22 protein-coding genes are annotated in these 25904 nt (G+C 67.2%); 4 read left to right on the top strand and 18 right to left on the bottom strand.

Going from position 1 to position 25904, the window contains the following annotated elements:
• Positions 1 to 80 precede the first annotated feature (80 nt).
• From AC1Q7O_RS21645 to AC1Q7O_RS21565, 17 genes are all read right to left on the bottom strand, one after another.
• Complete coding sequence (locus AC1Q7O_RS21645) at positions 81 to 2057, bottom strand: type IV secretory system conjugative DNA transfer family protein (RefSeq protein WP_492660564.1); 1977 nt, start codon at positions 2055 to 2057, stop codon at positions 81 to 83.
• Positions 2054 to 3118, bottom strand: coding sequence for a P-type DNA transfer ATPase VirB11 (gene virB11, locus AC1Q7O_RS21640; protein ID WP_492660565.1), 1065 nt, complete (start codon positions 3116 to 3118; stop codon positions 2054 to 2056). The genes AC1Q7O_RS21645 and virB11 overlap by 4 nt, the downstream gene beginning before the upstream one ends.
• Before the next feature lie 5 nt (positions 3119 to 3123).
• Positions 3124 to 4440, bottom strand: a complete 1317-nt coding sequence (locus tag AC1Q7O_RS21635) for a TrbI/VirB10 family protein (protein ID WP_492660566.1) — start codon at positions 4438 to 4440, stop codon at positions 3124 to 3126.
• Positions 4427 to 5329: a TrbG/VirB9 family P-type conjugative transfer protein gene (locus AC1Q7O_RS21630; RefSeq protein ID WP_492660567.1), complete on the bottom strand. Its 903-nt coding sequence runs from the start codon at positions 5327 to 5329 to the stop codon at positions 4427 to 4429. The genes AC1Q7O_RS21635 and AC1Q7O_RS21630 overlap by 14 nt, the downstream gene beginning before the upstream one ends.
• Positions 5326 to 6078 (bottom strand): VirB8 family type IV secretion system protein, encoded by a 753-nt coding sequence (locus AC1Q7O_RS21625; protein ID WP_492660568.1) that lies wholly within the window; start codon positions 6076 to 6078, stop codon positions 5326 to 5328. Before AC1Q7O_RS21625 ends, AC1Q7O_RS21630 begins: the two co-directional genes overlap by 4 nt.
• Before the next feature lie 31 nt (positions 6079 to 6109).
• Positions 6110 to 6805, bottom strand: coding sequence for a TrbJ/VirB5 family protein (locus tag AC1Q7O_RS21620; RefSeq protein WP_492660569.1), 696 nt, complete (start codon positions 6803 to 6805; stop codon positions 6110 to 6112).
• 25 nt (positions 6806 to 6830) lie between these two features.
• A complete protein-coding gene (locus tag AC1Q7O_RS21615; protein WP_492660570.1) occupies positions 6831 to 7820 on the bottom strand; it encodes a TrbL/VirB6 family protein in 990 nt (329 codons plus the stop codon).
• Positions 7821 to 7950: 130 nt separating this feature from the next.
• Positions 7951 to 10413, bottom strand: coding sequence for a VirB4 family type IV secretion/conjugal transfer ATPase (locus AC1Q7O_RS21610; protein WP_492660571.1), 2463 nt, complete (start codon positions 10411 to 10413; stop codon positions 7951 to 7953).
• Positions 10406 to 10738: a VirB3 family type IV secretion system protein gene (locus AC1Q7O_RS21605; RefSeq protein WP_492660572.1), complete on the bottom strand. Its 333-nt coding sequence runs from the start codon at positions 10736 to 10738 to the stop codon at positions 10406 to 10408. Before AC1Q7O_RS21605 ends, AC1Q7O_RS21610 begins: the two co-directional genes overlap by 8 nt.
• 14 nt (positions 10739 to 10752) lie before the next feature.
• Entirely contained in the window at positions 10753 to 11037 is a 285-nt protein-coding gene (locus AC1Q7O_RS21600; protein ID WP_492660573.1) for a TrbC/VirB2 family protein, read from the bottom strand.
• Positions 11034 to 11540 carry a lytic transglycosylase domain-containing protein gene (locus AC1Q7O_RS21595; protein WP_492660574.1) on the bottom strand — a complete coding sequence of 169 codons (507 nt, stop codon included), beginning with the start codon at positions 11538 to 11540 and terminating at the stop codon, positions 11034 to 11036. The genes AC1Q7O_RS21600 and AC1Q7O_RS21595 overlap by 4 nt, the downstream gene beginning before the upstream one ends.
• Positions 11540 to 12091 (bottom strand): hypothetical protein, encoded by a 552-nt coding sequence (locus AC1Q7O_RS21590; protein WP_492660575.1) that lies wholly within the window; start codon positions 12089 to 12091, stop codon positions 11540 to 11542. The genes AC1Q7O_RS21595 and AC1Q7O_RS21590 overlap by 1 nt, the downstream gene beginning before the upstream one ends.
• Positions 12092 to 12310: 219 nt before the next feature.
• Positions 12311 to 13090, bottom strand: coding sequence for an autoinducer binding domain-containing protein (locus tag AC1Q7O_RS21585; RefSeq protein ID WP_492660576.1), 780 nt, complete (start codon positions 13088 to 13090; stop codon positions 12311 to 12313).
• Positions 13065 to 13688 carry a hypothetical protein gene (locus tag AC1Q7O_RS21580; RefSeq protein ID WP_492660577.1) on the bottom strand — a complete coding sequence of 208 codons (624 nt, stop codon included), beginning with the start codon at positions 13686 to 13688 and terminating at the stop codon, positions 13065 to 13067. The genes AC1Q7O_RS21585 and AC1Q7O_RS21580 overlap by 26 nt, the downstream gene beginning before the upstream one ends.
• Positions 13689 to 14277: 589 nt before the next feature.
• The gene (locus AC1Q7O_RS21575) at positions 14278 to 15576 is read right to left on the bottom strand and encodes a type II toxin-antitoxin system HipA family toxin (protein WP_492662738.1); all 1299 of its coding nucleotides are present in this window, start codon (positions 15574 to 15576) and stop codon (positions 14278 to 14280) included.
• Positions 15576 to 15893 carry a helix-turn-helix transcriptional regulator gene (locus tag AC1Q7O_RS21570; RefSeq protein WP_492660579.1) on the bottom strand — a complete coding sequence of 106 codons (318 nt, stop codon included), beginning with the start codon at positions 15891 to 15893 and terminating at the stop codon, positions 15576 to 15578. The genes AC1Q7O_RS21575 and AC1Q7O_RS21570 overlap by 1 nt, the downstream gene beginning before the upstream one ends.
• Positions 15894 to 16169: 276 nt before the next feature.
• The gene (locus AC1Q7O_RS21565; protein WP_492660580.1) at positions 16170 to 16295 is read right to left on the bottom strand and encodes a hypothetical protein; all 126 of its coding nucleotides are present in this window, start codon (positions 16293 to 16295) and stop codon (positions 16170 to 16172) included.
• A 744-nt stretch (positions 16296 to 17039) separates the two neighbouring features.
• On the opposite strand from AC1Q7O_RS21565, the gene AC1Q7O_RS21560 reads away from it, so the two are divergent.
• The 4 genes from AC1Q7O_RS21560 to AC1Q7O_RS21545 all read left to right on the top strand — a co-directional run bounded on the left by AC1Q7O_RS21560 (position 17040) and on the right by AC1Q7O_RS21545 (position 24128).
• On the top strand, positions 17040 to 17531 hold the full coding sequence (locus AC1Q7O_RS21560; RefSeq protein ID WP_492660581.1) for an RNA polymerase sigma factor: 492 nt from the start codon (positions 17040 to 17042) through the stop codon (positions 17529 to 17531).
• A gap of 2 nt (positions 17532 to 17533) precedes the next feature.
• A complete protein-coding gene (locus AC1Q7O_RS21555) occupies positions 17534 to 18592 on the top strand; it encodes a FecR family protein (RefSeq protein ID WP_492660582.1) in 1059 nt (352 codons plus the stop codon).
• Between the two features lie 75 nt (positions 18593 to 18667).
• On the top strand, positions 18668 to 21700 hold the full coding sequence (locus tag AC1Q7O_RS21550; RefSeq protein ID WP_492660583.1) for a TonB-dependent receptor: 3033 nt from the start codon (positions 18668 to 18670) through the stop codon (positions 21698 to 21700).
• Positions 21701 to 21785: 85 nt separating this feature from the next.
• Entirely contained in the window at positions 21786 to 24128 is a 2343-nt protein-coding gene (locus AC1Q7O_RS21545) for a hypothetical protein (RefSeq protein ID WP_492660584.1), read from the top strand.
• Here the strand turns inward: AC1Q7O_RS21545 and AC1Q7O_RS21540 are convergent.
• Complete coding sequence (locus AC1Q7O_RS21540) at positions 24123 to 25904, bottom strand: ABC transporter ATP-binding protein (RefSeq protein WP_492660585.1); 1782 nt, start codon at positions 25902 to 25904, stop codon at positions 24123 to 24125. The two genes, AC1Q7O_RS21545 and AC1Q7O_RS21540, sit on opposite strands and share 6 nt — an antisense overlap.

The following is a 25904-nucleotide window of genomic DNA, read 5'->3' as shown; positions in this document are numbered from 1 at the left end:
AGGAAGCGGCGAGGGTCAGCAACGGAAGCAAGAGTAGGCGTCGATGTGCCACGGCAGGCTCCTGGGGTGATGAAGTCAGTTCAGTCGCGGTCCCGCTGCGGCGAATCGTCCGCCGGCCTCGCCGGCAGGCCGTCGACGCGCGAGGGTGTGGCAGGCGACATGCGCAGCAGGCCGTCGTCGCCACACATATCGATCAACGTGTCCTGCGCGAGCGGACCTGCCGTCGGGGCAGCGTGGACTGCGTCGTCGTCGAAGGGGCTGGCATGCCGGTCAGAGCCCGAGGGCAGGGCGGCCTTGAAGCGCTCCCACTGGTCCTGGACTTCGGCGTGGTGCGCCTCCACGTCGATCTCGGGCACGGGCGGCGCTGTTCGCGTCCTCTTCAGGAAGAACCCGTCGAGGTAGTACCGGATCTTGCGGCCGAGGATGGGCTTGCAGTTCTCCAGCATCACCACCAGCTGGTGGCCACCGATCTCCTTCACCTCCTGCGGCAGCAGCAGCGGACGGCGTTGATCGCTGTCGGTGCGGCTGGAGCTGCTGTAACCGTGCAGGCCGTTCGAAGTGCTGCGACTGCTTGAGGTCGCACGCTCCGTGAGATCACCGAGCATGGCGCTGTATTCATTGGCATCGTGCTGCTCCCGTGGTGCGAAGAGGATCTGCAGTGCGTGGTTGGTTGCGAAGGTCCGCGCATGCTTCTCGCCGTACACCGCTTCGATCTGCGACATCGCCTGCACCACGGTCAGCAGCCGCAGGTTGTAGCCGGCAAGGAAGGCCGCCGAATTGGCCAGGGCCTGGACCCGGCCCAGTGCTGCGAACTCGTCATTGACCAGCAGGCACTGCAGCCGCAGCGACGGATCATCCTCAGGCAGCTTCGAGGTGTTCAGGTCCACCAGCTGAGAGAAGAAAAGCGCCAGCAGCGGCCGCGCATCGGCGAGCCGGTTGGGTGGAATGCGCAGATAGACGGACATGTGCCGGCGGCGCACGTCTTCCAGACGGAAGTCGCTGGCACTGGTGGCGGCATCGACGATGGCGTCCGCGAAGATGATCAGCGGCGCCGTGAACGAGGACACGATGCTCGACAGTGTGTTGGGAGAGTTGGACAGCGTCCTTTGCAGCGCTTCCCGGCACTCCGACGTGTACGGCTGACCCTTCGCCTGCCGGGCGCGGAACAGCCGGCCAATGTGCCGGTGCAGCGGCATGCCCTTGCCCGAGCTCTGGCGCAGCATCTCCCCGATCGTGAGTGGCAGCTCCGGCGTTTCCAGCAGCAGCAGCCCCAGCCCCATGAACAGGTTGCGCGCCTGGTCGTTGAAGAAGGCCTCCGAGCTCGATCCACTGCCGTCATTGGGATAGAACACCTGCCCGAGACGCAGCAGGTCACCGACCCGGTGGCGTGTTGCCGGACGCACGGACGACAGCGGGTTCCAGCGGTGGCTGACCGCGCCATCGTCGAACGGGGAGAACGCATACACCGTGTGGCCGCGCCTGGCCCGCCATCCAGCCGTGCGCTCGTAGTTCTCACCCTTGATGTCCAGGACGACCACGGAGTCCGTCCAGTTCAGCAGGTTGGGGACGACGACCCCGGCGCCCTTGCCGCTGCGCGTCGAGGCGCAGATGAGCACGGACTGCTGCCCTGGCAGGCCCAGGTAGTCGCCGTCGTACTTGCCGACGATGATTCGGGCCTTGTCTTCCCCGAGCAGGTTGGCGCGACGCACCTCGGCCTTCGTGGCGAAGCGCGCGTCGCCGTAAAGCGGGCGGCGCGGCCGCGCCGATCCCATGAACGCAGCGGCCAGCAGGACGCCCAGCCCCGCGCCGGCGACGCCCATGGACATCTTCAGCTTGCGCCGCTGGGACGGGTAGACGCTGTACACCTGCCAGTAGTGCACGATGCTGGTCACGTGGGCCCGTCCAGGGTCCACCCGGTTCATCAGCAGGAACAGCACGCCGGACAGGTACAGGGCGAGCGCAAGCAGCGCTGCCACCGCGGCGCCGGCGAAGATCGCCGCCGCCAGCGTGCGCCAGGGGCTGTCGTCGAAGGCATCGGGGCGTTCGCGCGCGTTCATGAGGCCTCCCGGTCGCAGGCGTTGTGCCGCAGCCTTTGCGCGAGCCGCTCGTAGCGGATCTCCGACACGAAGCGTCCTCGGTCGTCGTGGTCGAACTGCACCACGACGTCGACAACCAGGCTCAGCAACCGGCGTATCTCCGGCATGTGCAGCCCGCTGCCGGCGCCGCTTTCCCGGATCATCAGCGCCATCTGCTCAAGGGCCAGAAGGCAGCTGCCGGCGTGCACGCTCGTGATGCTGCCGGGATGCCCGGACGCCGCCAGTCGGATGAACTGGAAGCACTCGTCGCCTCGGAGTTCCGCCAGGAAGATACGGTCGGGCTTCATGCGCATGCAGGCCTGCAGCAAGGTGCGCGCACAGACACGCGCCGTGCCCTGTGCCTCCTTGCTGTAGAACAAGTGAACGGCATTGCGGTGGTGCGGCAGCGTCAGCTCCGCGGTGTCCTGGATCGTGATCAGCCGTTCGGTGTCAGGCACCTCTTCGATCAGGCCTTTCATGAAGGTGGTCTTGCCCGACCCGGTCCTGCCGCTGACAACAATGGTCTGGCGGTGGCGCACCGCCAGCCGCAGGAACTCGGCATGCCGGCGTCCTGCGTTGAGGGCCGCCAGTTCGTCCTCGTGCGGATGCGCCTTCGCACCTGGCCCTTCGGTGCGCCGGAACATGCCCTGGCGCTCGAAGTCCTCCAGCCGCCAGATCACGGTCGCCGGCTTTCTGATGGTGATGGAGACCGTGCCGTTGGACACAGCGGGAGGGATCACGATCTGCACCCGCTCTCCGCCGGGCAACGTCGCCGACAGCAGCGGATGCTCGGCATTGATCTCCTGGTCACAGAAGGTGGCCACCGCGGTTGCCAGTGACAGGCAGTGCGCGAGCGTCAGCTGCGCGACCTCAACGACCTGCCAGCCTTCAGCGGTCTGCACGAACAGCTCGTGCGGTCGGTTGAGGCAGACCTCGAGCACGCCTGGCTGGTCCAGCAGTTCGCGCAGGGGCCGCATGAACTCGATGACTGAGGTGGCCTCACCCTGCCATTCGGGCGAGGCGGAGATGGTTTGCGTCTGCATGGTCGTCAAGGCCTCCGTGAAGCGGCGTCGACCGGGATCAGGTCGTAGACCGAGGAAAAGTCGATATCCCGTGCGACATAGATGCCGACGATGCCGCCCTGGTCCCGGTACACGAGTGGCGGAATGTTGATCGTGCCGTCCAGCACCTTCTCGGCGAGCTTGCTGGTGTTGCTCGTCGTCGAGGGCAGTACCACGGTGCCGCCGTCGCTCTCCCGCTGGGACTGGATCACCAGCTTCACCGAGTCATCGATGAGTGACAGCAGCATGGCCGCGCCGATGCGCTCGCTCCAGCGCCGGTCGACGTGGCCGTCGATGCCTGACTCGCCGAGCTGGCCGGTCGCAGGCGATCCCAGCTCCACCGTGACGCCGAGCGGGGTGCGCAGCCGTGTCCACAGCACGGGGATCCGCACCATGCCCGGCCTCAGCGTCGCAATGCGGTACTCGCCGTCGACATGCGATCCCCGCTCGATCAGCAGCACCTTGCCGTCATCGCCGTACACGTCACGCTGAACCTGACAGCCGACCAGCCCGGAGGTCGCGCTGATGATGCGGGTCTTCAGCACGCAGGTGAAGGCCGCTCCCTTGGACAGCGTGAGGCTGCGATTGCCGGGTGGGTGGGCGAGGGACGGGCGCGTGGCCGAGGCCTGCAGCTGACCGCCGAACAGATCCTGCGTCGATGCAGGTCCGGCCCCGACGTCTCCCGTCGTCGAGGCAGCGGGCATGGGGACTGCATCATCAGCGGTTCGCGTCAGTCGGTCGACGACGCCCTGCAGCTGTCGCTGGTAGTCCTGCAGGTTGATCGTCGTGGCCCTCAGTGGGTCCTCAACCCCGGCCTCGTGGGAGTTGACACTCGGCTGTGGTGGCACGAGGCTGAGCGGCGCGGAGGCCGGTGCCCGCGAGGTCACCAGCATGGCCGGGGCGTCCTCCGGCAGGCCCGCCGGCGCAGTTCGTGGCGACCCGGCGGCCTGGCGCAATGCGATGGGTTCATCCGCGGTGGCCACGATGGCGGGCACTCGAGGTGGCGGGCTTTCGGCGGCCGAAGCGGGAACGGGCATCTCCAGCGTCCTGGGCTCCCCGGTTGCCGCGGCGGGACGCTCCGTCACCTGCACGGGTTCGTCATGGGCTTCAGAGCGCGACGACCCGGGCAGCAGGTGTTTCCAGCCAGTCAGCGCGCCCGACAGCAGTGTGATGCCGACGATCGCACCCACCATGGCGATCCGGCGCGAGCGCCTCTGCAGGCGCACCTCCGTGTTGACGTCGACCATGGGCAGCACCGTGGCTTCGTCCTCGGCCGGTGCGTCCAACTTGTCAGGGGTTTTCACGGGCAGGCCTTCCGGTTGGGTGTGACGGCAGCGCACTGGCGCGCAGGACGCGGTGGACACCGTCTACCGTCGTGCCGCCCTCGGCGCCGTGCCCCTGGCCGTCGAACGCGTCGTTCCAGATCCCGACCACGGCCGGGCCCGCGCGCAGCATCAGCCGGCGGCTGATCCGGTCCACGACCAGCAGGTCGTCCTGCATGCGGGCGTTCACCAGTGTTTCGCTGCCGTCATCCAGCACGTGGAAGACGGCAGGAATCTCCCGGTTGCCGCCAAGGCGCAGATAGGTGAACCGGCCGTCGTCGAAGACCAGGCTGGGAACGATGTCCTGCGCGTGACGACCCTGGGCAAGCGAGTACGCGGTGTTGAGCACCACCGGCGGCGCCGCCATGCGGTCGTTGACGATCTGTGCTGCCGAGCGGGCGGGCGGCCGCCGCGGTGCGGGTGTGGCATCGGCGACGTTGACGGGGACTGGGACGGGGGCGGGCGGTGCATGGATCGTCAGCCGGTACACCTCGCCGTGCGGGGCACCTTCGCCCAGGACCTCAAACCTGAGGTGGTGCACGCGCCGGTTGGTGACCAGCGTCACGTTGTTCGCCGCCGTCGCGGTGCTCCTGGGCTTCACGAACAGTGTCCTGGCACCGGGCTGCACGGCAATGCACCAGGCGGCGTCTGCCTTCGCGCAGTCCGCGCCCAAACCGGTGGCTGCCTCGACGAGCGACTCGTCTTCGCCCAGCACGACGAGCGTGACGACGCCCCGCCTGACCGGCACGGAGAGGATGCGGTCCGGGTCATAGGCCACCTCGCGCAGTCGTGCGTCCCTTGCGACGGCGGCGGGGAGTGCCGTCGCCAGGTGCAGGGCCAGTGCCGCAGCGGCCTGATTCAGCAGGCTCATGGCCGTGCTCCGGGCACCACGGACCCGATCTCCGGGTCCGAGCGATAGGCGGTCACCACGAACCCGAGGGGGTTCTCGATCCGGTCCTTCTCCTTCGCGAGCACACTGGGCTGATAGCGAAACAGGATGCTCGCGACATGGCGCGTCCTGATGTCGGGACCGCCGCGTTCCAGAGGCCGGACCACCTTGTCGTAGGTGACGGTGGCCTCGCCTGTATTGCCCTGGCGTCGCTTGGCGGACAGGCGTACCGCGATCACCTCGATGCGCCAGTCCTGCGTGCCGGCAAGTCTCTTCTGAAGGGCGTCAGGCCCGTCGAACTGGCGGCTGTACTCGGCGAAGACCGTCGGGACTGCCATTCGCGCAACCTGGTCGAAGTCGCGCTGCAGGAACATCCAGTTGTAGCTCTCCCGGGCTCTCACGAACGTCGCCAGGTTGTGCTTGTCGAGCGCCTCCATCATGGGGACGGTTTCCACGCTGAGCCGCTGCTGGATCGTCGTCTCGCCGGTCACGCGATCCACCACGATGGGAACTTCGATGATCCGACGCAGCGGCCCTTGCGCGAACACGGCGGCGATGCCGATGACCGCCACCGCGAGGCTGGCCGCTGCGACCCGCCAGGCCCGGCACTCTGACCGTTCGAGCGCAAGCATGCGGTCGATCTCCCAGCGCTGATTCGTCGCGACGGACGACATCACTTCGTCTGATGGCGGCAATGCAGCGGCTTCGCCTGGACTCAGGACGTTGGTCATGGGGCAGCTCCGTGAGGTTGCGCGTGTGCGGTCAGCGCAGGTGGTCAGCGATCCGGCCGGTCCGGTTCAGCATCTCGTACTGCCGCTCCCGGTCCCTGGCTCGTGCGATGCGCTCCTCTCCCTCCGCCAGCCCCTGCAGCAACTGGACCTGCGAGGTCTCGTGGACCAGCATCGCGTTCTCGGCACCAATGCGCGCCTGGAGTTCCTGGATCGATTTCATGTCCTGCGTGGCATCGATCTCGTGCATGAGCGACTGGATCTGGCGCATGCGGCCGGCGGCGGTGGTCATGGCGCCCTGGAGCAATGCCTTGTGCTGGTAGGGCATGGCCAGTGCGGCCTGGCAGCTCACGCGGGCCGCGCCTTCGCGGTCCATGCAGTTGTAGACCAGATGTGCGTCGCGGAGCACCTTGGCGGCTGCACCGAGTCCGCCGTATCCCGAAGTGCCGAGCGCGGCGAGCTGCTGATGTGCCTGCGCCGGCACGTAGTTCATCAGCCCGGCGTCATTGAAGATGCTGCCGAGGTTGCGCGTGCCCGTCATGCCGCGCAGCTGTGCCTGCAACTGCTGGATCTGCTGAACCTGGTTGCTGATGGCCGTGATGTCATTGACCACCTGCTGCATGGTCTGCGCCAGGTTGGCGACGTCGATCACGGGAATACCTGCTGCGCTCGCGTCGGCGCCGCGACAGGCGATGAGGATGGCTGCGACGAGTCTTGGGCGGATTTGCATGGCAAGGCTCCTGGTGCGATCTGGCTCAGGAAGAGCCGCGCTGCGCTGCGCGGCGGTAAGCGGGCATGCGGTCGCTGCTCGCGGTTGATCCTGGATGGTTGTCCCGTGGCAGGCTCGTCGCGACGGAGGACCGCGCTGACCAGCCGCGTCTGCCTGACACCACCATGGCGTTGTGGACAAACTGGATGCCCTGCTGGATGGCGACGCCACCCGTCATGGCCGAGGCGAGGCCAGGGGCTTGAAAGCAGATGATGGCCATGAGCACCATGACGACGCAGTACTTCAGCGACTCTGCGACAACGTTGAGGGACGTACCCGTGAAGCCGCCCTGATCCTGGATCGCTCGCAGGAGCCCTTCGCCCAGGTGGTCGCTCAGTCCCAGCGCGAACAGGGAGAACCACGTCAGCACGGCAGCGTTGAGCAGCATGGACAGCCAGCTGTCGAAGAAGCGGGCTGTCGGACGCCAGGCCAGGCAGAGGACAAACAGTGGCCCGACGGCGATCGTGAAGGTCAGTGACACCTTCGCCAGCGTGATCACGAACAGCGCGATGCACAGGAAGATCACGTTGCCAAAAGCCGTGACGACGGCGGCCAGCACCAGGTCCAGCCGCGTGATGCCGGCCTCCTTCATCAGGTCCAGCACCAACTGGCTGGCCTGGTCATTGAAGGTGTCAAGCAAGGCGTAGGGCGTGGTGATGCCACGAGCTGTGCCGCCGGGCACGAACGTCGCGGCGACGCCCGTTGCCAGCGCGTTGGCGGTCCCTGCAATCATCGACAGGTACAGGCCGGACTGCAGCGAGACGGACAGCACCAGTCCGACCTTGCATGCCTGCCAGACGAAGCCCGGCAGCGTGTCCGTGGCTGCGCCGCGCAGCACGGCCCACCCGTACAACGTGACCCAGAGGGCCACCACCGTGGCAGCCACGGGTGTCAGCGCCGCGCACAGCGTGGTGACCACCCCGACCACGTAGGTGTCGAGGACTCCGTCAATCTGAGATCCGACCCAGGCAAACATGCACGACTCCCGGTTCAGATGGGCACTGCGACGACGCCGGGCCGGCTTGCGTCCGCGGCGGTCGCTCGTTCCCCCGCAGCGACGCTGACGCTCGCCGCAGGACGCTGCGTCGACGCGTGCTGCAAGGTTTTCATGCAGCCTCCCTGGTGGCGGCTCGACGGCGCTGGATCTCGCTCAGCAGCACGGGGAGCCACTGCTGCGGGTCGTCCCCGTGCTGCTGTCTGACCTCGTCCAACAGCACCACGTTGTCCGTGGTCGCCGACAGCACGTCGATGAAGTCGTCGAGGCCGGTGAGATCCAGCTCGCATACCGCGCTGGTCTGGCCCTGCTTCACCAGGAAGCGCCAGCCGCCACGTGCTCCCAGCGTCCTGACGATGTCGTACTCCGCGTCGTTGAGACCGAACCCTTCGACGTACTCCTCGCGCTGTGCATCGGCGTTCGCGAGGAACAGCTTGGTCACGCTCTGCTCGATCATCGTGCGACCGATCGGATGCCGGAGGACGTCAGACGGGCTCTGGGTATCGAAGATCCCCAGGCCGTTCTGCTTGCGGATGGTCTTCTGCTTGTGCTTGGCGAAGTCGCTGAAGACCTCATGGTCCAGCGCCTTCCAGAACTCCGAGATCACGTAGATCAGGCGCTGACCGTCTGCGAGCTCTTCCATGACCTGCAGCAGGTACATCATCACCGGGGTTCGGACCTCGGGCAGTTCCATGAACTCGGTGGTGTCGAAGCCGATCACGCCAACGCCGTTCAGGTCCTGGAGTCTGTCAGGTGACTGATCAAACACCCAGCCCAGGGGGCCGCCCTCGCACCAGCGGCCCAGGCGTTCGAAAAGGCTGTTCTCTCCGTTCTTGGGCAGATTCTGGCGAATGCTCGAGAAGCGGCGCAGGCCGGCCGGCAGTGTGGACATGGCAGTGACGGCCCTGGCGATGGCCAGCTCATCGGCCGGCATCAGTGGCATGGCCAGCGATGACACGCAGGTCCGTATCAGCTGTTCCCAGAACTGCAGCCGAGCCGCAGTGGGCGTCCACTGCAGCGGATTGCAGCCGGTGGGCAGGCCGGCCCGCAGCGCGAAATACTGGCCACCAAGAGCTCGCACGGCAATCTCGCAGCCGCGGTCCAGATCGAACAGGACCAGCCGTGGTGCGGGTTGCCATTTGCGCGTCAGCGCCAGGAGCAGCATCTCCAGCGTGGTCTTGCCCACACCCGTGGAGCCGATCAGCAGCGTGTTGCCCGGCAGCTTCCGATCTTCCGAATTTTCGCCCTCGGGGCTGCAATGCAGATTCAGGTAGAAGGGCTGGCCGGACGGCGTGCGCAGCAGTGCCAGCGCCTGGCCCCAGGGATTGCCGTCGCGCTTGCCTCGTGGGAAGTTGTGCGCGCTCGCCAGTGCGGCGAATGCGCGCGAAGACAGCTTGGCCTCTCTGGGACGCCATTGCCAGTTGCCGGGCATCTGTGCGAACCATGCCGCATCGGCCAGCAGGTCCACGGGGGACATCTGCAGGCTGCTGGCCTCCCCGACCGCGCCGATCGCCTGCGCGGCACGTCGGCCCGCATCGGCGGCATCGCTGCCAAAGACGATGAGGGAGTAGTGGTACTCGCCCATGCAGAACTTGCCGTCCCCCAGATCGTTCAGCGCAGCATCCATGTCCGCAATCTGCGTCGCGACGACGTCTTCGCTCGCGATCAACTGGTCCCGCTGCAGCGAGAGCGCGCCCATCGCCTGGCGACGAGGCAGGATCGAGAAGCTTTGTGTCTCGATGAACTCGCTGCCCTCGTAGAGCAGTGGGTCGAGCACACCCGGCTCGACACCATCGGCGTACTCCTTGATGTCGACCAGTGCCGCGAACCGCCGCGAGTCACCATGCCGAAGCTCCAGCTTCTGGCCGTTGAACAGGAGGCGTGTCGCCGGCAGCGACCTGTACAGCGGCCCCGCAGTCATGGGCACGGGATGCCAGTCGCCGTTGACGAGGTAGCCGAGAAACTCAGCCACCTCCGAGTAGGCGCGGCCCAGGTGCTGACGCGTGCCCAGCAAGGTCGGGCCAAAGGATCGCAGCGTCCGGCACACCAGCGCCGAATGCTCCTCCATCTGGCGCAGCGCATCGGACTGGGACTGGGCGATGTCCTGCGCCGTCCTTCGGCGCGTCCCCAGCGACGGCCGCAAAGGTGACAGTCGCGGGCGATATACCAGCGTCAGGTACAGCTCGTTGCTCATCATCGGGCGGCGTTCCAGGTTGTCCTGGTAGGCCTGCGACAGGTCGCGCGCGAATCCCGGACTCCAGGGCTCGTCCAGCCGGTCGCTGAAGCGGCGATGCAGGCGATGCGTCCAGACGGCCCACTGGCCACCGGAGAGATTGCGCAGCAGGCCGCACAGCGACTCATGGCACTCGGCGACGCGGGACTCCGCGGCACTTTCGAAGGTGACGCCGTCCAGGCGCCAGACCCGGAGGTAGTCGCCGCCGCGTGTCACGACGTCGTGGGCGCTGACCAGCGACGAGAAAGGCACGAAGTGAGCAAGAGGGTTCTCGCGCAGCGCCTGGTCCCAGTAGCGGGGCGCGGTGTTGCGCCTGCCCACCACGCGCGTGTGTTCAGCCATGCCAGACATGCCGACCTCCTCGGAACTCGTGGGGGGAGTAGCTGCGTGCGCGCCACAGGCGCTGGTTGCGGTCGCGGCAGCGAAGACGCAGCACCATGAACAGCTGCCGCAGCCGCTGGTCATCGACCGCGGTGATCGCCCGCATCCACAGCAGCACCGGGCTCAACAGGGCAAGCGTCGCCCCTGCGACCCACCAGCTGAGCAGCGCACCGCCCCACAGCGCCACCAGCATGCCGCCACCGCACAGCATCACGAGTGGCTGCAGCGGCACGCCGAACTTCATCGCCGGACGGGTCGCACCCTTGTAGATCGCCTCGATCTTCATGCCAGTGTTCCCAGTCAGCCGACCAGCAACGCTGCCATGGCGTTGGCGCCGCCGATCAGCATCGTCGCGATCAGCACGTTGGCCACGTCCGCGAGCCGGGCGCCCTGGAACAGCATCCTGAAGCCGGCCCAGATGATGGCGATCGTGACCACGGTCACCGAGATCGTGATGAGGATGTTCTGGATGCTCAACACCGTCGTGTTGACCTTCTCGAAGCCTTGCGCAAGCACTGTGTGCGGCAATCCGGCACACAGCATCGCTGCGCAGCCAGGGGCGATGAAACGGACGGGCAGTGTCATGATTTCTCCTGGAAGACCTGTGGAGCAGGGCGGGGAAGGCGGGCAGCAGCAGTCACGATCCGTTGCACGTAGCCGTGATGTCGCCCCGTGGTGAAGTTGCCGCTGTAGTAGCAGGACAGCGACATGCGCAGCGCCTGCTGCTCGTCGCCGCGGCGCTGCTGTGTGGCGCGCTGGAAGCACGCGAGCAGGACACGCTGCATGCCTGCCAGGTTGGCGCACGGCTCCAGCGCGGACTCCAGCGTGAGTCCGAGCCAGGCCAGGTTGTGGATGTTGATCTGCGCCAGACCGATGCTGAAGTTCCGGCCCTGAGACCGCAGCGCCCGTGCCGTCGCAAGTGCCTCGCCGCGCGAACGCGGCTGGCGCTCGAGCTGTGCACCGACAACACCGATCGCCCAGGGGTTCGCAGCGCTTTCCACCTGCACCAGCGCGAGCGCCGTACCGGTATCAACCTGTGGTGCACAGGCCGCGGCCAGCGTCAGAAGAGAGGCTGCGTCCATGGTCATCAACGCCCGCTGCGTTCGCCTGCCAGCCAGGCGGTGTACTCGGCATCGAAGCGCGTGTCCCACTGGCCCAGCTGCGCCTTGGCGGCGGGACTGAAGTCGGTCACCGCATCGCCTGAGGCCGACCACCAGGTGGTTGTGAACGTCACGCCCTGGACGGTGACCGAGATGGCTCCCTGGTAGAGGCATTGGTAGACCAGCCCATGGGGGGCCTCGTAGGTCCAGGTGTACTGAGGCGGACACAACCGTGGTGCATCGGACCATGCGTGGGTGGCGGCGTTGCCGTGTGACGCCATCGCACAGGCGGGGAACGCCCTGCCGCGAAGCAGGTCGCGCAGCGCCTGGGTCACCGTCGGGACGCACTCCGGGATCGCGCGCCAGCTGGGCGCCGCGAGACAGAGCAGCAACTGGCAGCCGTCAACGGCAAGCGCGGGGAGGGGCAGAGACAGCGCCGCACAGACGGCGACCATCCCGAGCCGAGGCGAGCGCGTGCAAGCAAAGACGGGTCGGTCCGGTACGGAGCCCGATGCAGCCGACGTTTGTGCCTTGTCCATGCCTTGATCCCCTTGGGCGCCAGGGTCTGGCGCCGATCAGCTCAGGTGAGCCTTGCAATCAATCTAGGCGGTGGGCTCCGGCGACCTTCGGCTGGATTCGGCGGGTCGTTTCAGCCGCAAGAGCGGCATGGACAGCGCCAACTGCCGGCTGTGCTTCGCGTCGTGCTGGATCCACGCGGGAATCCAGGTATCGAGCGCGCCTGGCGCGTGGATCAGGTCTCAGATCACGCCGTACAGACGCGCCACGCGGGCAGCGGTGTGTCGATCGGGAACCTGGAGCTTGGCCAGTACCTTCTGGAAACGGCTGTCCACCGTCTTGGCTTCAATATCCAGAAGGGCGCCGATGTGCTTGCTGGTCCGCCCCGCGGCCTCGTGACGAAGCAGCTCGATCTCGTCGTCAGTGATGCGTGTCTCGCCGATCAGCTCCCGGCGGGCCGACCGCAGCACCCAGCGATGCAACTCCATGGCGAGGGCGCGCGCAGGCACCCGCAGTCGGTTGAAGACGTCTTCAGTGAAGAAGCCCGGCGTGCGCGAGCCGATGCACAGCATGCCCACACGCGAGGATCCTGCATCGGTGGGGGCCGGCGCGATGACGGCGGAAGCGAAGCCGAGCCGAGCCGATGTCGATGCAAAGACTTCCTCGTCGGGCAGGATGTGCAGCTCTGTATCGCGCGCGGGTTCCGTGCCCTGAAGCGCGTGCCTCAGCCATGGGTCGTGCTCATGCCAGCCCTGCGTTGAATACTCGAGTGCCCATAGCGGATCGCATGCCAGCAGCCACCGAAACGCACTGCGTGTCGTGGCCTCGCGGACAAAGCTGACGAAGACCGCCGAGTCCACCCCCATCAAGTGCAATGCTTCCTCCAGGTGATCCAGTGCCGTGACGTCGTCGGGGGCATCGCCCAGCACACGCAGGAGGTCCAGCATTCGCAGCGCATGGGCTGCCTCGTCGGCATGGATGGTGGGTTCGAACAGGTCAGGCTGTACGGTGTAGAAGGTCATGGCAGCGTCGCAGCAAATCCTGGAAGAACATGGTTTGCTCGAAGCGCAGCGGGTCGCGGGAGCACCAGTCGTCAAACCGATCGGCGCCATCGAACTTCATCACCTGCACGATGCGCGGGCCCTGAGGGGGACAGTAGGTGCGCCTGACCAGTACACCGCGTCCCAGCGGCACCAAGCCAAACGTGAGGACGGCATCGGCCGACCTGACGACGATGCCATGCGACATCGTCGCGATGCCCTTGCCATCAGGGCGGCACCTGCCGGCCGATGCAGCCTGTCGCCGCGCCTGCAGTGCTGCGCGCTTGGGGCCGGTGGCTCGCGCCGGCTCGTCCAGCGCATCAACGCGGCGCAAGGCCGGTTTGACCGGGTATGGGTGTGGAGCAGCGCATGCTGCGCCCTCCGGCTGCGGTTGTGTACTCATGCCATCTCCCGAAGCCCCAGGTTGGACATGGCCGCTCTTGATGACGGCGTTTCGTGCGTTGAGCATCGAGTGCCGCCATTTCAGGCGGTTAGCGTCGTCATGTCCAGCGGCTACCCGGACGATTCCGCGCAGGCTACGGCTCGATCGCGATGTCGACGTGACCCCGTCGTCCACCATGTCTGAGCATCCGACCGAACACTTGCATCCGTGCTGGGTTCGGTCGCAAGGTTGAATTCTGGATAACGTCGCATCTGCTTGCCATGGCGCTGCGTCTGCGCGCCTGCGTCGAGCTGCGTTCACGGTCGCCGCGATGGGCTTACAAACTGTTTCCTCTGGCCCTGGCATGGCGACAGTGCTGGCCGGTCTTCCCGGCCGGTCGACGCATCACGAAGCACGCCACAACCGACGGTTTTCGTGGGCGCGACAGGGGGCGCTGGCTGAGAGCCAGCCCGCGGCGTCGCTGACGGATTCAGGGGGGCCGCCAGTCCGTGCGGCGCTCTGGGTGCCGCCGCCGCCGTCTACGCAGACGAACGGAACGCGCAAGCCACCGTCGCGGTCAAGGTGTGAGGGCTGGGCGTGGCCATGGCCATGAAGTGCGGCACCGCCAACGCTCCCGCCGAGTGACGACCCGATGACGACATGCGCGGCCGACTCCGTACAGACAGCTTGGTAACTAGTGTTTGCCCCGGATGCGACTGGCAATGAATTTCTGTGTGTCCACGCGGTCCCCCATCGCTGCCGCTCCGCTCGCCGGTGGTCTGCTCGTTCAGCGCAACCGCATCGCCAGTTGCTCTGCATAGGCGAACGATGGCCGCGTCGACGAGATCAGCCGATCTTCGGCTTCCTGATCCGGCATGACGGGGCGTGCCGACTCGCGAAGCAGGCGCTCCCAGGCCTCGGCGACCGCGCTCGCTGCGTTGGCCAGCCAGGCGGTCGCGTCGGCGGGGTCTAGGCCCAGGCGGACGCCGGCCTCGATGAGGCGAGGCAAGCTGGTGCCGCTGAGTCCGTCAACGCCTGTGGCCATGGCCAGGGGAGGGCCATCCGGGAAGGCGGTGGTGGAGTTGGGCGTGATGTCGAAGGCGGGGGAGAGTCCCCACACCGGCTTGCCATCTGCGACGCCGCTGCACAGGAACCCGGTGTTCAGGTGGTGGTCGTCGGTGTTACCGACCAGCGCGTTGAAGGCTATCCGCCGCCACAGCTCTGCCAGTTCGTCGCCGATGCGGCCCTGCAGCCCAGCCGGGCCCACGCGGACCCAAGTGCGGAGCTTGTCGGCTAGGTTAAGGTAAGAACGTTCCGGGTCGCCGCGCACCGAGTCCATGCGCAGCCGCAGCGCTGTGTGGGCGCTTGCGTAGAGCTTGCGTGTGGGCTGGTCTGGATCGCCGGTCCGGTCAAAGCGCTCGACCATGAGCACCTGGTGAGCGCCGAACGTGTGCAGGCGCACCGGTGCCGCGTGGACCCCGACCTGGCCGGCCAGCGTCATGGTGACGAATTCGCGCGCCGGCAGAGCGGGCCGGTCGCCGCGGGCCTGCATCTTCACCAGCCAGAGCCGCCCCTCGTGCTTCAGCGTGGCCTTGGGCCTGTCGCCCCCTGCGCTGGTGTCGAGATCGTCGTTGAGGCGGCGCAGGGCCCTGCTGGACGGCTCGTGGACCTCCAGGTCCTCGGCCAAGCCTTGAAGGTCGTGAAGGCGCTTCGGCCGCCAGGCCAGCTTGCGGCCCAGGTCGTGGCAGGCCTCCACCGCCCCCACACCGTCCGGGACGCCCAGCTCAAGCAGGTCGAGCGCCCCGAGTTCATCACCACCGTGCCGGGCACGCAGCCGGTCCTCGCCGTAGCCGGCCGGCTTGGCGTCGCGCAGCACGCCTGGAAGGCCGTCGCCGCCGAGCAAGGCAATGCCCCGAGCGGAGCGGTTCAGGCGCAGCTCCACAGGGTCGAGCGGTAGGGCAAGTGGCCGCTCCAGGTAGTCAGGCGCATAGACGAAGCGGCCGTGGCCGGCGCCTGATATGAGGGTGCCCGCAAGCACCGGCTCGGCGGTGTCGGGCAGCCAGGTCCACACTGGTGTCTGTGCCATCAGAGCCCCGTGAGCTTGCGCTCGGCGAACGCGGCCGCCTGGGGGTCTGCGCGGAGGTCGAGCAACTGATCCACCTGGGCCAGAAGTCCCAGCGCCTGGAACACCTTGAGCACGTTCCCCAATGCAACGCCGTCGGCGCCGGCTTCGAGCGCGCGCAGCGTCGACAAGGAAACATCTGCCAGCATGGCCAGTTCCTCCTGCGTGTGGCCCCGCAGCTTGCGAGCGAGCTTGAGCCGGTTTCCCATGCGTGCCAACGCAGCCTCCACCAGCACTGGGGTGGGCCGCTGGCTGTTCACGGAGCGGTGTTTCAGGTTCATGTTGCCGGCATACTAGGGCAAATCGTTGCTATGGCAACGAAATATCGCTGTGGAGCGTTGTCAAAGCAGCGACTAAGGCAGGGTGAGAACGCGGCCAAAGGGCCGCCGGGCCTGTACCGCAGGGAAACCTGTCGCATGGCCCAGTAGGTACTCACAGCTCGCTTCAGCAGAGCTCCAGCGCCGGGTTGCTGCCTCGCGCGAGCACATCCAGCCGTGCCCTGTCCACGCAGTCCTGAACGCTGGCCCTGGCCTCGGCGGCGCTGTAGCCTACCTTCGTCATGCGCGAGCGTGTGGGCGCTTGATGCTGGAGAACGCCAGCGACCAGCCCCTACGAACAGGGCCTTCGTGCAGAGTGATGATGCGGTCGATGGTGAACTGTTGGCGGGCGATCAGAGTGGTCATGGGGCGGGGACGGTTTGGTGATGCGCAATGCATAGCACCCCGCGTCGGCCGCTGCCGAAGTCGGCATAGAGACCAACCCCGGGCAATTGTGGTGGCCACCATATCGTCGTCCAGCACCTTCTGGCCGCAGAAGAGGTGGCTCGCCACATAGCGCCCCCTCACAACTTGCCCTTGGCTATTGGTCGTGGTGAGGTGATCCTCGACGGTGCAGGTGAGCAGGTGCTTGCCGCGCGTCGTGAAAATGGTGGCGGGTTGGCGCGTGCGCCGGTCTCGTGGATGCCTCCCGCAGGTTTCTTCAGTCAGTGATTCCCCAAACGGCGATTCGAAGTTTCATGGGGCGCCTCTGCGTTCAGGGGTGCCGCGCGCCGCGGCACAGGCGGACGACCCTACAGCTGCACCGTTAGAACTGGGGATGTTGCCATCCTCAGCATTGGGAAAAAAATCGAGCGGTTGCCGTCCGGCCTTGGCGCGCTGGCACGATCTGACCAAAACGCGCTTCATGCGGATCTGCACGAGCTTGTCCGCGCAGCAGGCAAAGGGGGCCGCAGTCATGCATGCAGTGTTGACCCGAGCAATTCAGTCCGATGACTGCTCCATCGATGGCGATGCAGCACTTGAGTTCGTCGGCTGGCCTGCGACGGCCTGCAGGTTGTGGGGTGCTTCCGGCAGCAAGGCGCTCATGTCCCACGCGCGGTGTGGGCCTGGAGGCGATGCGCTGGCCGCAGCAGGTGTAGTGACGACAGCGTGAAGGGCATTGCCATGCTCAACGACCTACCCAGCGTATTCTCCCGGATCAGGTCTGCGCTGAGGCGGCGCGGCCGATCGGAAGACGCCGACGACATCATGCATGACGCCTGGATCCATCTCGCGTGTTTCCAAAGCAAACATACCGTGAAAGAACCCGAGGCCTTCCTGATGCGGGCGGCACTGAACCTGTCGGTCGATGCTCATCGGGCCTCTGCCAGGCGCGGCGAAGAAGTACAGCCAGAAGAAGCGCTCATCTTCGACAGCGCACCCGCGGCCGATGACGTGGTGCTTGCACGTGAGCGCATGGCCAGGCTGAACGAATGCCTTTCCGAAATGAATGAGAAGACGCGTGCCATCTTCCTGGCCAGTAAGCTGGACGGCATGACCTACAACGAGATCGCCAAGGAGTTCGGGATGACGCGCAGCGGCGTCGAGTGGCACATCGCCAAGGCGGTGCTGGCGGTCGCGAGCTGGATGGAGGGGTGGTAGACATGGACCGGCCACGCGCCGGCTCAGCGGATGGCTCTGAGCGTCGGCCCAAGGTGACACGTGCCGTCGCGGCGGAAGCTGCCGTGTGGGTAACTCGGCTGCATGGGCCAGAGCGTTCACCACAGATGGAGAACGACTTCCGCGCATGGCAAGCCCAGTCGGAGATGCATCGGGAGGCTTTCGAGAAGTGCACGGATGTCTGGATCGACGTGGGCAGGATCAAGTTGTCGAGCGCCTACGAGACGATGGCGGCGCAGAAGTCCAGTCGCTGGGCCGCAGGCAGCTCCTCCCCCCACCGCTGGATCGTCGGTGCCGCGATCACAGGTGTGGTTGCCACCTGTCTTGTGGCGGGCCAGCGGTGGTGGCAGGCGGGTCTCTTCGACACGGACGTGGGTGAGCAGCGCGTGCTCACGCTGGATGACGGGTCGCGTATGAGGCTGAACACCGATACACAGGTCCAGGTGAGCTTCGACAACCGCCAGCGAACGGTGACCGTGCGACATGGCGAGGCGCTCTTCGAGGTCGCCAAGGATGTGGCCAGGCCGTTCGTCGTCCGTGCTGCGGGCAGCGAGGTCGTCGCCGTGGGGACCGCATTCTCGGTGCGCTACGGCCGCGATGCTGCAGGCACGCAGGGCAAGCTGGCTGTCACGCTCATCGAAGGGCAGGTCAATGTGCGCCCGGTAGTCGAGGGCATCGAGGGCGCCCTCGCGCCGGACAAGCTCATCACGATGAAGGCGGGCGAGCGACTGCGGCTGGAGCGCGCCGGCAGCGTTGCTGCCGTGACATCCAGGATGGACCACCCCAACGTCGAGGAGGTCACCGCCTGGCAGCGCAGCGAGGCAGTTTTTGATGCGACAACCTTGGCGGATGCCGTGGCGGAGATGAACCGTTACAGCCGAACCCCCATCGTGCTGGTCGACGGACTGGCGCAATCGAACTTGCGCGTGAGCGGGCTGTACCGCACCGGAGACAACGCCGGGTTTGCCAATGCGGTCGCACGCCTGCATGGACTTCGCGTGAGCAACGAGCCTGGACGTTTGGCCCTCGCGAAATCGCAGTAGGGCAACCCCTGGCCTAGAGGCCCTCGACTGAGTCGTCATCTTGTTGTCAACCCGACAGCACAACAAGGACATCAGATGAGACGCAAATCCAAGGGCCCTTACCTTCGTCGGCAGGGGGTGCTGCAACTCGGCACCTGTCTGTTCCTGTGCTTTGGCACCGCCCTCGCTGGCGCGGCAGAGCCTCCACAGGCGGTGCGCTATGTGATCGAGCAGCCGTCACAAGGCCTGGCCGAGGCGCTCCGTGCCATTGCGCGTCAGACCAATACCTCCGTGCTGTTCGAGCCGGGGACCGTGGCGGGCCGCGTGGCCAAGCCCGTGTCCGGCCGACTGTCCCCGATCGAGGCAATCACTGCCGCGCTCAAGGGAACAGGCCTCACGGCTGAGCAGCTGGTAGACGGCGCCGTGCTGGTGAAGCCCGGGCCCACGTCGGCGACGCCACCCGCGGGGTCGGCGAGCAGCGGCGCGTCGTTGCTTGCGACGAGCGGCGCCCGCAGCACGCCGTCCAGCGCGGCACTGACGCGGGATGGTGACGGGGCGAAGGCGGCCAACGAGCCCTCGTTCCACAACGAAGAGCGGCCTCGAACCGAGGAGCTCACCCGTGTCGAGGTCACGGGGTCGCGGCTCAAGCGCATCGAAGCCGAGGGCCCCGCGCCGGTGAACGTCTATACGCGCCAGGACATCGAGAGAAGCGGCCAGCCCAACCTGGAGCGCTTCCTGTCCGCGCTGACCGAGGTGTCGATGTCGTCGGGTGAGGGCGGCTTCGCGGGCACGCTGGGCCAGGGCACGGTGCAGCTGCGCGGCTTGCCGCTGGGTTCGACGCTGGTGCTGATCAACGGTCGTCGCGTGCAGGCGGTCGGATCGTCGTCGGGCAACTTCTTCAACCTCAATCTGATCCCGATGGCGGCCGTGGAGAGGGTGGAAGTCGTGCCGATGGGATCCTCGGCGGTGTACGGTGGGGATGCGCTCGCGGGCGTCGTCAACGTCATCCTGAAGAAGTCGCTGGATGGCTTGTCGGTGTCGGCCAAGCTGGGCTCGGGCCGCAGCTTCAGTGATGGCAGCGTGGCCGTGGCGGCGGGCCGCCACAGTGCGGAGGCCAGCTACCTGGCCATGGCCTCCTACAGCCGCTCCTCGCCGCTGTCCCTGTCGGATCGCCCGTTCCTGCGGGACGCGGACTACCGGCGCGTCGGTGGCACCGATGAGCGGCTGGACTACTGCGCACCGGGCACCGTGAGTTCTGCGAATGGCACGAACCTGCCCGGGCTCAATGCCAGCTTTGCAGCCATCCCCGACGCCAAGCCTGGCCAGACGCTGAGCGTGTCCGACTTCCAGTCGACCGCGGGTATGCGCAACCTGTGCAATGTGTATGCGACCGGCGGCGGCGTGGCGCTCGTCCATGGGTTTGAAACGCTGGGCCTGCATGCGCTCGCGGAACATCGCCTGGCGGGCAGCTGGTCCGCCTTCGCTGAAGGGACCCTCGCCAAGGAGCGCATGCGGGCCGAGGACCTGGGCCTGTTGTTCACGAACGTGCTGGTGCCGGCAACCAACGCGTTCAATCCGTTTGGCGTGGACGTGCGTGTGACCGCGGCGCTGGGCCCGGAGAACGGTACGCAGGGTTTCTCACGGCAGACCCAGTTCACACGCGTGCTGCTCGGCCTGCGCGGCGAGTTGGGCGCCGGCTGGGACGCGGAGCTGACCGCGTCTACGGTGAGCGACCGAGCGACGTCGCAAACGTGGAACTACACGCGCAACACGCCGGCGCGGACGGCCGCTCTGGCGTCGGCTTCACCTGAAGCCGCCCTCAACCTGTTCACCGGTGGGCGTGCCGCGAGCGACGCCGTGCTGCGTGGCATCTGGTCCGACCGGCTGCGCGAGAGCAGCGGCCGCAAGGACCAACTGGGCGGCCATGTCCGCGGCACGCTGGTCGAGCTGCCGGCCGGCCCCGTGGAGGCCATCGTCGGTGCCGAGGTGGCGCATGACCGGTTCCAGGTGGCGGCCACCGTGGGGGCGCAGAGCCACGAGTACCGGCGCAGCGCCGCGGCCTACGGTGAGCTGCGTGCACCGCTGCTTCGTGCGGGCCCTGCGGGCAGCGGCGGCTGGGACCTGACGGCGCTGACGCTGGCGGGGCGTCGTGACCGCTACAACGATTTCGGCAGCGCCAGCACCTACCAGGCCGGCCTGGAGGTGCGCCCCACACGGACGCTGCTGATCCGGGCGTCGTCCGCGGACTCGTTCAAGCCGCCGACGATGCCTCAGATGAACGTCACCGAGACGGTGTTTGACGCGGCGAGCATGCAGCTCGTGGACCCGGCCCGAGGCGGTGTGCCCATCACCGCTGGCACCGTCGTGAGCTCGACGAATCAGGACCTCGGGCCGGAGCGCGGTACCGCGCGCAGCGTCGGCGCCGTCTGGGAGCCCGAGGGCGGGTTGGGCACGCGGCTCAGCGCAACGCACTGGCAGGTGAGCATCCGCGGCATGATCGCTTCGCTGCGGCCGCAGTCGGCGCTGGATTACGAGGCGCTGTTCCCCGGCTTCGTGACACGTGCCCCTGGCGTGAATGGCCAGCCGGGTGTCGTGACCAGCGTGCGGTACACCGACGTCAACTTCGGCCGCCTGGATACGGCCGGTACCGACGTGGACGCTGCCTACGGCTGGCGCACGGCTGCAGGACGCTGGACCGTGGGGGCGGGAGCGACCCGCACCAGCGAGTACCGCGTGCTGCTGGCGCCCGGCGCCCTGGTCGATGACCGGCTTGGCAGGCGGTTCGATGACTTCTGGGCGCCCCGGTGGAAGGGCCGGCTGTCGCTGGGCCTGGACACCGGCGCCTGGAGCGCCGGGCTGACCAGTCGCTATCTTGGCCGCTACCGGGATTCCGGAACCAAGGCCAGGCCTCTGGGCGACTACTGGCTGCACGACTTCGGGGCCAGCATGAACCTCAAGAAGGTGTGGCCCGGACTGGTGTCCGACGTCAAGGCCGCGACCGTCGGCCTGAGCGTTGCGAATCTCGCCGATCGTGCACCGCAGTTCCTGGACAGTACCCCCTACTACGACTACACGCAGGCTGACTGGCGTGGTCGATACCTGAGCCTGCGCGTCTCCATCGACTGGTAGTCCGGCGCGAGGCCGTCTTTCCCTTCCCCCAGGTGGTCTGCCCCGCGCAACAACGCGGGGTGGGCCGCCGCATGACCTTTTCCCTATGCGTTTTCTCTTCTTCCAGGTGGCATGCGCCCTGGCATGTGCCCCCCTTTCTCCGGCATTCGGCCAGACCGCCACCGGTCCGACCGTTCGCGAGCTCGTCGAGTTCCGGCAGATTCTTCAGCCCGACAACCACAGCGACGAGGCGCTACGGCAGCAGGTGTCACCCGACGGCACGCGCGCCTTCATCGTCACGCGCAAGGCCGATGTGGCCACGGACCGCAATCGCTACGAGATCCAGCTGCTGCACGTGGCGCCGGACCGGCTGGCAGACGGCCGTGTCGCCAGCCCGGAGACGGTGCTGGCGACCGATGTCAGCGACGACGGGGCGAGCCCGTTCCCCGCCATCCAGGACGTGCGGTGGTGGGATGAGCTCAACCTCATCTTCCTGGCGCGATTCAAAGGCCCCCTGTTCCAGGTCTACCGGCTGCACCTGCCGACACGGGAGCTGGTCCAGCTGACCCACGACACGCAGCCCATCGTCTCGTTCGCCGCCGCGAAGGACATGCGCAGGCTGGTCTACGCGGTCCAGGTGCCGAATCCGCCGCTGAAGGACGGCGCGCGCAGCATCGTGGTGGGCAACCAGTCATTCTGGAGCGTGAAGTTCGGCCAGCAGCAGCTCAGCGCACAGATCCGCAAGTACCGCTTCTTCGTGACCGACGGCAACGCCACGCAGCCCCCGCGGGCGCTGGGCGAGGCTTTCGTCGAAGGCAATGGCGCACGTCCGCAGGCAAGCATCTCGCCGGACGGCCGCTGGGCGCTGTTGCCGCGCTATGAGCCGGAGCGCACGCAGGGCTGGGCGCGTCAGTACCCGATGCTGGCCGAGGTGATGCAGAAGTACGGTCCAGGTCAGCGGGTCGATCCGTTGCGCTACTTCTCCGGGCCACGTGTCTTCAAGGCCAGGCGCATGGTGGCCTGGCGGCTGGACGACGGGCGGGAGCAGTCCGTCGTCGACGCGCCGGACGACGCCTTGCCGATGGGCGGACAGGACCGGACGGACCGCCTCTGGCAGGGCGGTGGCAACTCCGTCGTGCTGGCCGGGACCCATCTTCCCCAGATCCCCGGACAACAGATGTCGGTTGCGTCCCATGTGATCGAGTACTGGCCTGACACCGGGCGATGGACCGCCATTGCCGTGCTGCGCGGACGGCTTGACGAAGCCATCCCGCTGTCGGACGGCTTCGCGGTCGTGGACAGCGGCAAGCGGCGCCAGTTCAAGCGCCTGGCTGAAGGCGGCTGGCAAGAGGTCGAGCCTGGCCTGCCGCCGGACCAGCGCCCGGCGTGGACGCTGAAGGTGTCCGAGTCCCTGAACGAGCCGCCCGACGTCGTGGCGACCTCCGCGACGTCGCGCACGCTGCGCCTGACCACGTTGAATCCGCAGTTCGACGCCAAGAGCTGGGGCGTCATGCAGCCCTACAACTGGCGCGACGCGCAGGGACGGCAATGGCAAGGCGGCCTCATGGTGCCCAGTGGCCTGCAAGGCGCCCGGCGGCTCCCCCTGGTCATCCAGACTTATGGGTTCGCGCCTGACCGGTTCTATCTCGACGGTCCCAACCGGGAAACCGGGTTCAGCAGCGCCTTCGCCGGTCGCGCATTCCTTCGAGAGGGCATGCTGGTGCTGGCCATGCGGCAACGACCGGTCGGGGAACCGTTCACGGACGACTGGCGCATGCGGCGCCTGTTCGATGCCGGTGTGAAGGGTGCCATCAGCGCGCTGGTGCGGGAAGGGCGCGTGGATCCGGCGCGTGTGGGCATCATCGGCTGGAGTGCCACGGGCGAGCGTGTGCTGAATCTGGTGACGTTCTCGGACGCGCCGATCCGTGCTGCGACCATTGCCGACGGCGATGAGAACTCGCTGTTCTCGTACACGCTGACGTACGGCTTCGCCGACTCCACCTGGCAGCACAAGGAGGCGGTCAACCGAGGCCTGCCGTATGGCCCGACGCGCTCGACCTGGGTGGCCCACGATCCTTCCCTGCATACCGATTGCGTCAGGGCCGCGCTGCGCATCGAGAGCTACGGTCAGACGGTCAAGAACAACTGGGATACCTACGCCCTGTTGCGCCGCCAGCTCAAGCCGGTGGAGATGGTCCTGATCCCGGACGGCGTCCACGCCCTCTTCCGGCCGAGCGAGCGCATGATCTCGTTGCAAGGCAATGTGGACTGGTTCAGCTTCTGGTTGGCCGGCCAGAAGCGCCAGAACCCGGTGTTTGCGCTGGAGACCTCAGCCTCCCTGAAGGCCCAGTACGAAGCCTGGGACCAGATGGCCGACCTGAAGCGCACGCACGACCGCAAGCCGCGCTGCAGCTGGCCCCCCACGGCACGCCGCGCAGGACTGTCATGAGGGGCCGCTCGTCTGCTCGCGCCAGAGCTGCGCGTAGAGCCCGCCTGCGGCCAGCAGGTCGGCGTGGCGGCCTTGCGCCACCACGCGACCCTGGTCCAGCACGACGATCTGGTCGGCATGCATCACGGTGGACAGCCGGTGCGCGATGACCAAGGTCGTGCATCCGGCTGTCAGCTGTCGCAGGCGTTGCATGACGGCCGCTTCGGTCCTGCCGTCGAGCATCGAGGTCGGCTCGTCCAGCACATAGATGGCGGGGCGCCTCACCAGGGCGCGCGCAATCGCGACTCGTTGCCGCTCACCGCCAGACAGTGTGATGCCGCGATCGCCCACACGCGTTTCATTGCCCGAGGGCAAGGTTTGAACGAGATGGTCCAGCTGCGCATCGCGCAAGGCGACCTGGACATCGTCCGGGCTGGCTCTGGGCGATCCCAGCGTGACATTGCTCGCGATGGTGCCGTGCAGCAGCGCGGCGTCCTGCGGCACGAGTCCGATGCAGGACCGCAGCTCGGCGTTGGTCAACTCGTCGATGGGGCGGCCGCCCAGCAGGACGGTGCCGGCCTGCGGCGAATGCAGGCGCAGCAGCAGGCGGGCAAGCGAGGACTTGCCGGATCCGCTGGGACCGACGACGCCGGTGGTGCATCCGCCCTTGATCTCCAGGTTCAGCCCGCGCAGCACCGGCCGGCCGGGGGCATAGCCGAAGTGGACATCGTCAAGGCGGATGGATGGGGCACAGGTGATGTCCATGCATGGTTCAGTCAGGGCGGGATGCGTGGAGCGTCCCTGTGGCTCCAGAGGTTCGGCGAGCAGGTCGATCAGGGGACGTGTGAAGCTCAGCGCCCGCGAGAGGTCGCGGGCCGCGGACCCCAGGACTTCCAGGGGGCGCACCATCTGCAGCATGTAGACGCTGGCGAGCACGATGCCGCCGGTGGTCATCTGGCCGTTGACCGCGGCCGTGGTGCAGAGCCAGAGGCAGCCCCCCAGCGACAGCGTGAAGACCAGGGAGATCGTCAGCGAGACAAGCACGTTCAGGCGATGGAATCCCATCCACCGAGCAACCAGCGCCGAGTCCGCATCGTGCAGTGCCGTTTGTGCCTGCCCTTCCGCGGTGAAGCAGCGCAATGTCTCGACATGGGTGACGCCCTCGTTGAGGTGGGCGTAGACCGCCAGGCTCGCCGACGACACGCTCACTGCCCGCCTGGCCAGGCGAACGGCACCGGTGCAGAAGATGGCCGCGTAGGCCAATGCGGTGCACACGAACAGCCAGACCAGCGGCGGCTGCCCCAGGCCTGACAGCACGATGATCATCGCCACCAGCTCGATGCAGGCCGGCACGAGGCTGCTGCCCAGGTGGTTCACGATGGACTGGCATCCCGCGGTGCCCAGGTCCAGGCCGTGGATCAGCGCGCCTGCCCGTCGCTGCAGAAGGTAGGACAAGGGCAGTTGCATCACCTGGCTGAAGAAGCGGCGCCTCAGCGCTGCCTGCAGACGCTGATCGACGTAGCCCGCGAACAGCGGCCGGACATCGGCGACGATGCGGCCGCCACTCACCATCAGCAGATAGGCTGCTGCACTTGCCAGCCAGGCGCGCTCTTCGGTCTGCGATGCTGGCTGGCCCAGCGCGTCCACGAGGTGCTTGAGCGCCAATGGCGACAAGGCGGCCAGCGTGCCACCGAGGGCCACCATCGCCAGCGCGGCGAAGAAGCAGGCTCGCACGCGGCGGTCGGCTTCCTCGCCGAGCAGGCGCAGCACGGCCCACAGGGTGTGCAGGGGCGACAT

Source organism: Roseateles sp. GW823-FHT07B05 (genome assembly GCF_058794515.1).
This window is presented reverse-complemented; position numbering and strand designations above follow the sequence as displayed.

What these genes read in the sequence shown, in the direction of transcription:
- AC1Q7O_RS21550 (WP_492660583.1), top strand. Translation starts at nt 18,668, where the DNA reads ATGAGACGCAAATCCAAGGGCCCTTACCTTCGTCGGCAGGGGGTGCTG.
- AC1Q7O_RS21615 (WP_492660570.1), bottom strand. Translation starts at nt 7,820, where the DNA reads ATGTTTGCCTGGGTCGGATCTCAGATTGACGGAGTCCTCGACACCTAC.
- AC1Q7O_RS21595 (WP_492660574.1), bottom strand. Translation starts at nt 11,540, where the DNA reads ATGACCATGGACGCAGCCTCTCTTCTGACGCTGGCCGCGGCCTGTGCA.
- AC1Q7O_RS21590 (WP_492660575.1), bottom strand. Translation starts at nt 12,091, where the DNA reads ATGGACAAGGCACAAACGTCGGCTGCATCGGGCTCCGTACCGGACCGA.
- AC1Q7O_RS21600 (WP_492660573.1), bottom strand. Translation starts at nt 11,037, where the DNA reads ATGACACTGCCCGTCCGTTTCATCGCCCCTGGCTGCGCAGCGATGCTG.
- AC1Q7O_RS21605 (WP_492660572.1), bottom strand. Translation starts at nt 10,738, where the DNA reads ATGAAGATCGAGGCGATCTACAAGGGTGCGACCCGTCCGGCGATGAAG.
- AC1Q7O_RS21645 (WP_492660564.1), bottom strand. Translation starts at nt 2,057, where the DNA reads ATGAACGCGCGCGAACGCCCCGATGCCTTCGACGACAGCCCCTGGCGC.
- AC1Q7O_RS21620 (WP_492660569.1), bottom strand. Translation starts at nt 6,805, where the DNA reads ATGCAAATCCGCCCAAGACTCGTCGCAGCCATCCTCATCGCCTGTCGC.
- AC1Q7O_RS21570 (WP_492660579.1), bottom strand. Translation starts at nt 15,893, where the DNA reads ATGAACCTGAAACACCGCTCCGTGAACAGCCAGCGGCCCACCCCAGTG.
- AC1Q7O_RS21630 (WP_492660567.1), bottom strand. Translation starts at nt 5,329, where the DNA reads ATGAGCCTGCTGAATCAGGCCGCTGCGGCACTGGCCCTGCACCTGGCG.
- AC1Q7O_RS21555 (WP_492660582.1), top strand. Translation starts at nt 17,534, where the DNA reads ATGGACCGGCCACGCGCCGGCTCAGCGGATGGCTCTGAGCGTCGGCCC.
- AC1Q7O_RS21585 (WP_492660576.1), bottom strand. Translation starts at nt 13,090, where the DNA reads ATGACCTTCTACACCGTACAGCCTGACCTGTTCGAACCCACCATCCAT.
- AC1Q7O_RS21580 (WP_492660577.1), bottom strand. Translation starts at nt 13,688, where the DNA reads ATGGTGGACGACGGGGTCACGTCGACATCGCGATCGAGCCGTAGCCTG.
- AC1Q7O_RS21565 (WP_492660580.1), bottom strand. Translation starts at nt 16,295, where the DNA reads ATGACCACTCTGATCGCCCGCCAACAGTTCACCATCGACCGCATCATC.
- AC1Q7O_RS21610 (WP_492660571.1), bottom strand. Translation starts at nt 10,413, where the DNA reads ATGGCTGAACACACGCGCGTGGTGGGCAGGCGCAACACCGCGCCCCGC.
- AC1Q7O_RS21545 (WP_492660584.1), top strand. Translation starts at nt 21,786, where the DNA reads ATGCGTTTTCTCTTCTTCCAGGTGGCATGCGCCCTGGCATGTGCCCCC.
- AC1Q7O_RS21625 (WP_492660568.1), bottom strand. Translation starts at nt 6,078, where the DNA reads ATGACCAACGTCCTGAGTCCAGGCGAAGCCGCTGCATTGCCGCCATCA.
- virB11 (WP_492660565.1), bottom strand. Translation starts at nt 3,118, where the DNA reads ATGCAGACGCAAACCATCTCCGCCTCGCCCGAATGGCAGGGTGAGGCC.
- AC1Q7O_RS21540 (WP_492660585.1), bottom strand. Translation starts at nt 25,904, where the DNA reads ATGTCGCCCCTGCACACCCTGTGGGCCGTGCTGCGCCTGCTCGGCGAG.
- AC1Q7O_RS21575 (WP_492662738.1), bottom strand. Translation starts at nt 15,576, where the DNA reads ATGGCACAGACACCAGTGTGGACCTGGCTGCCCGACACCGCCGAGCCG.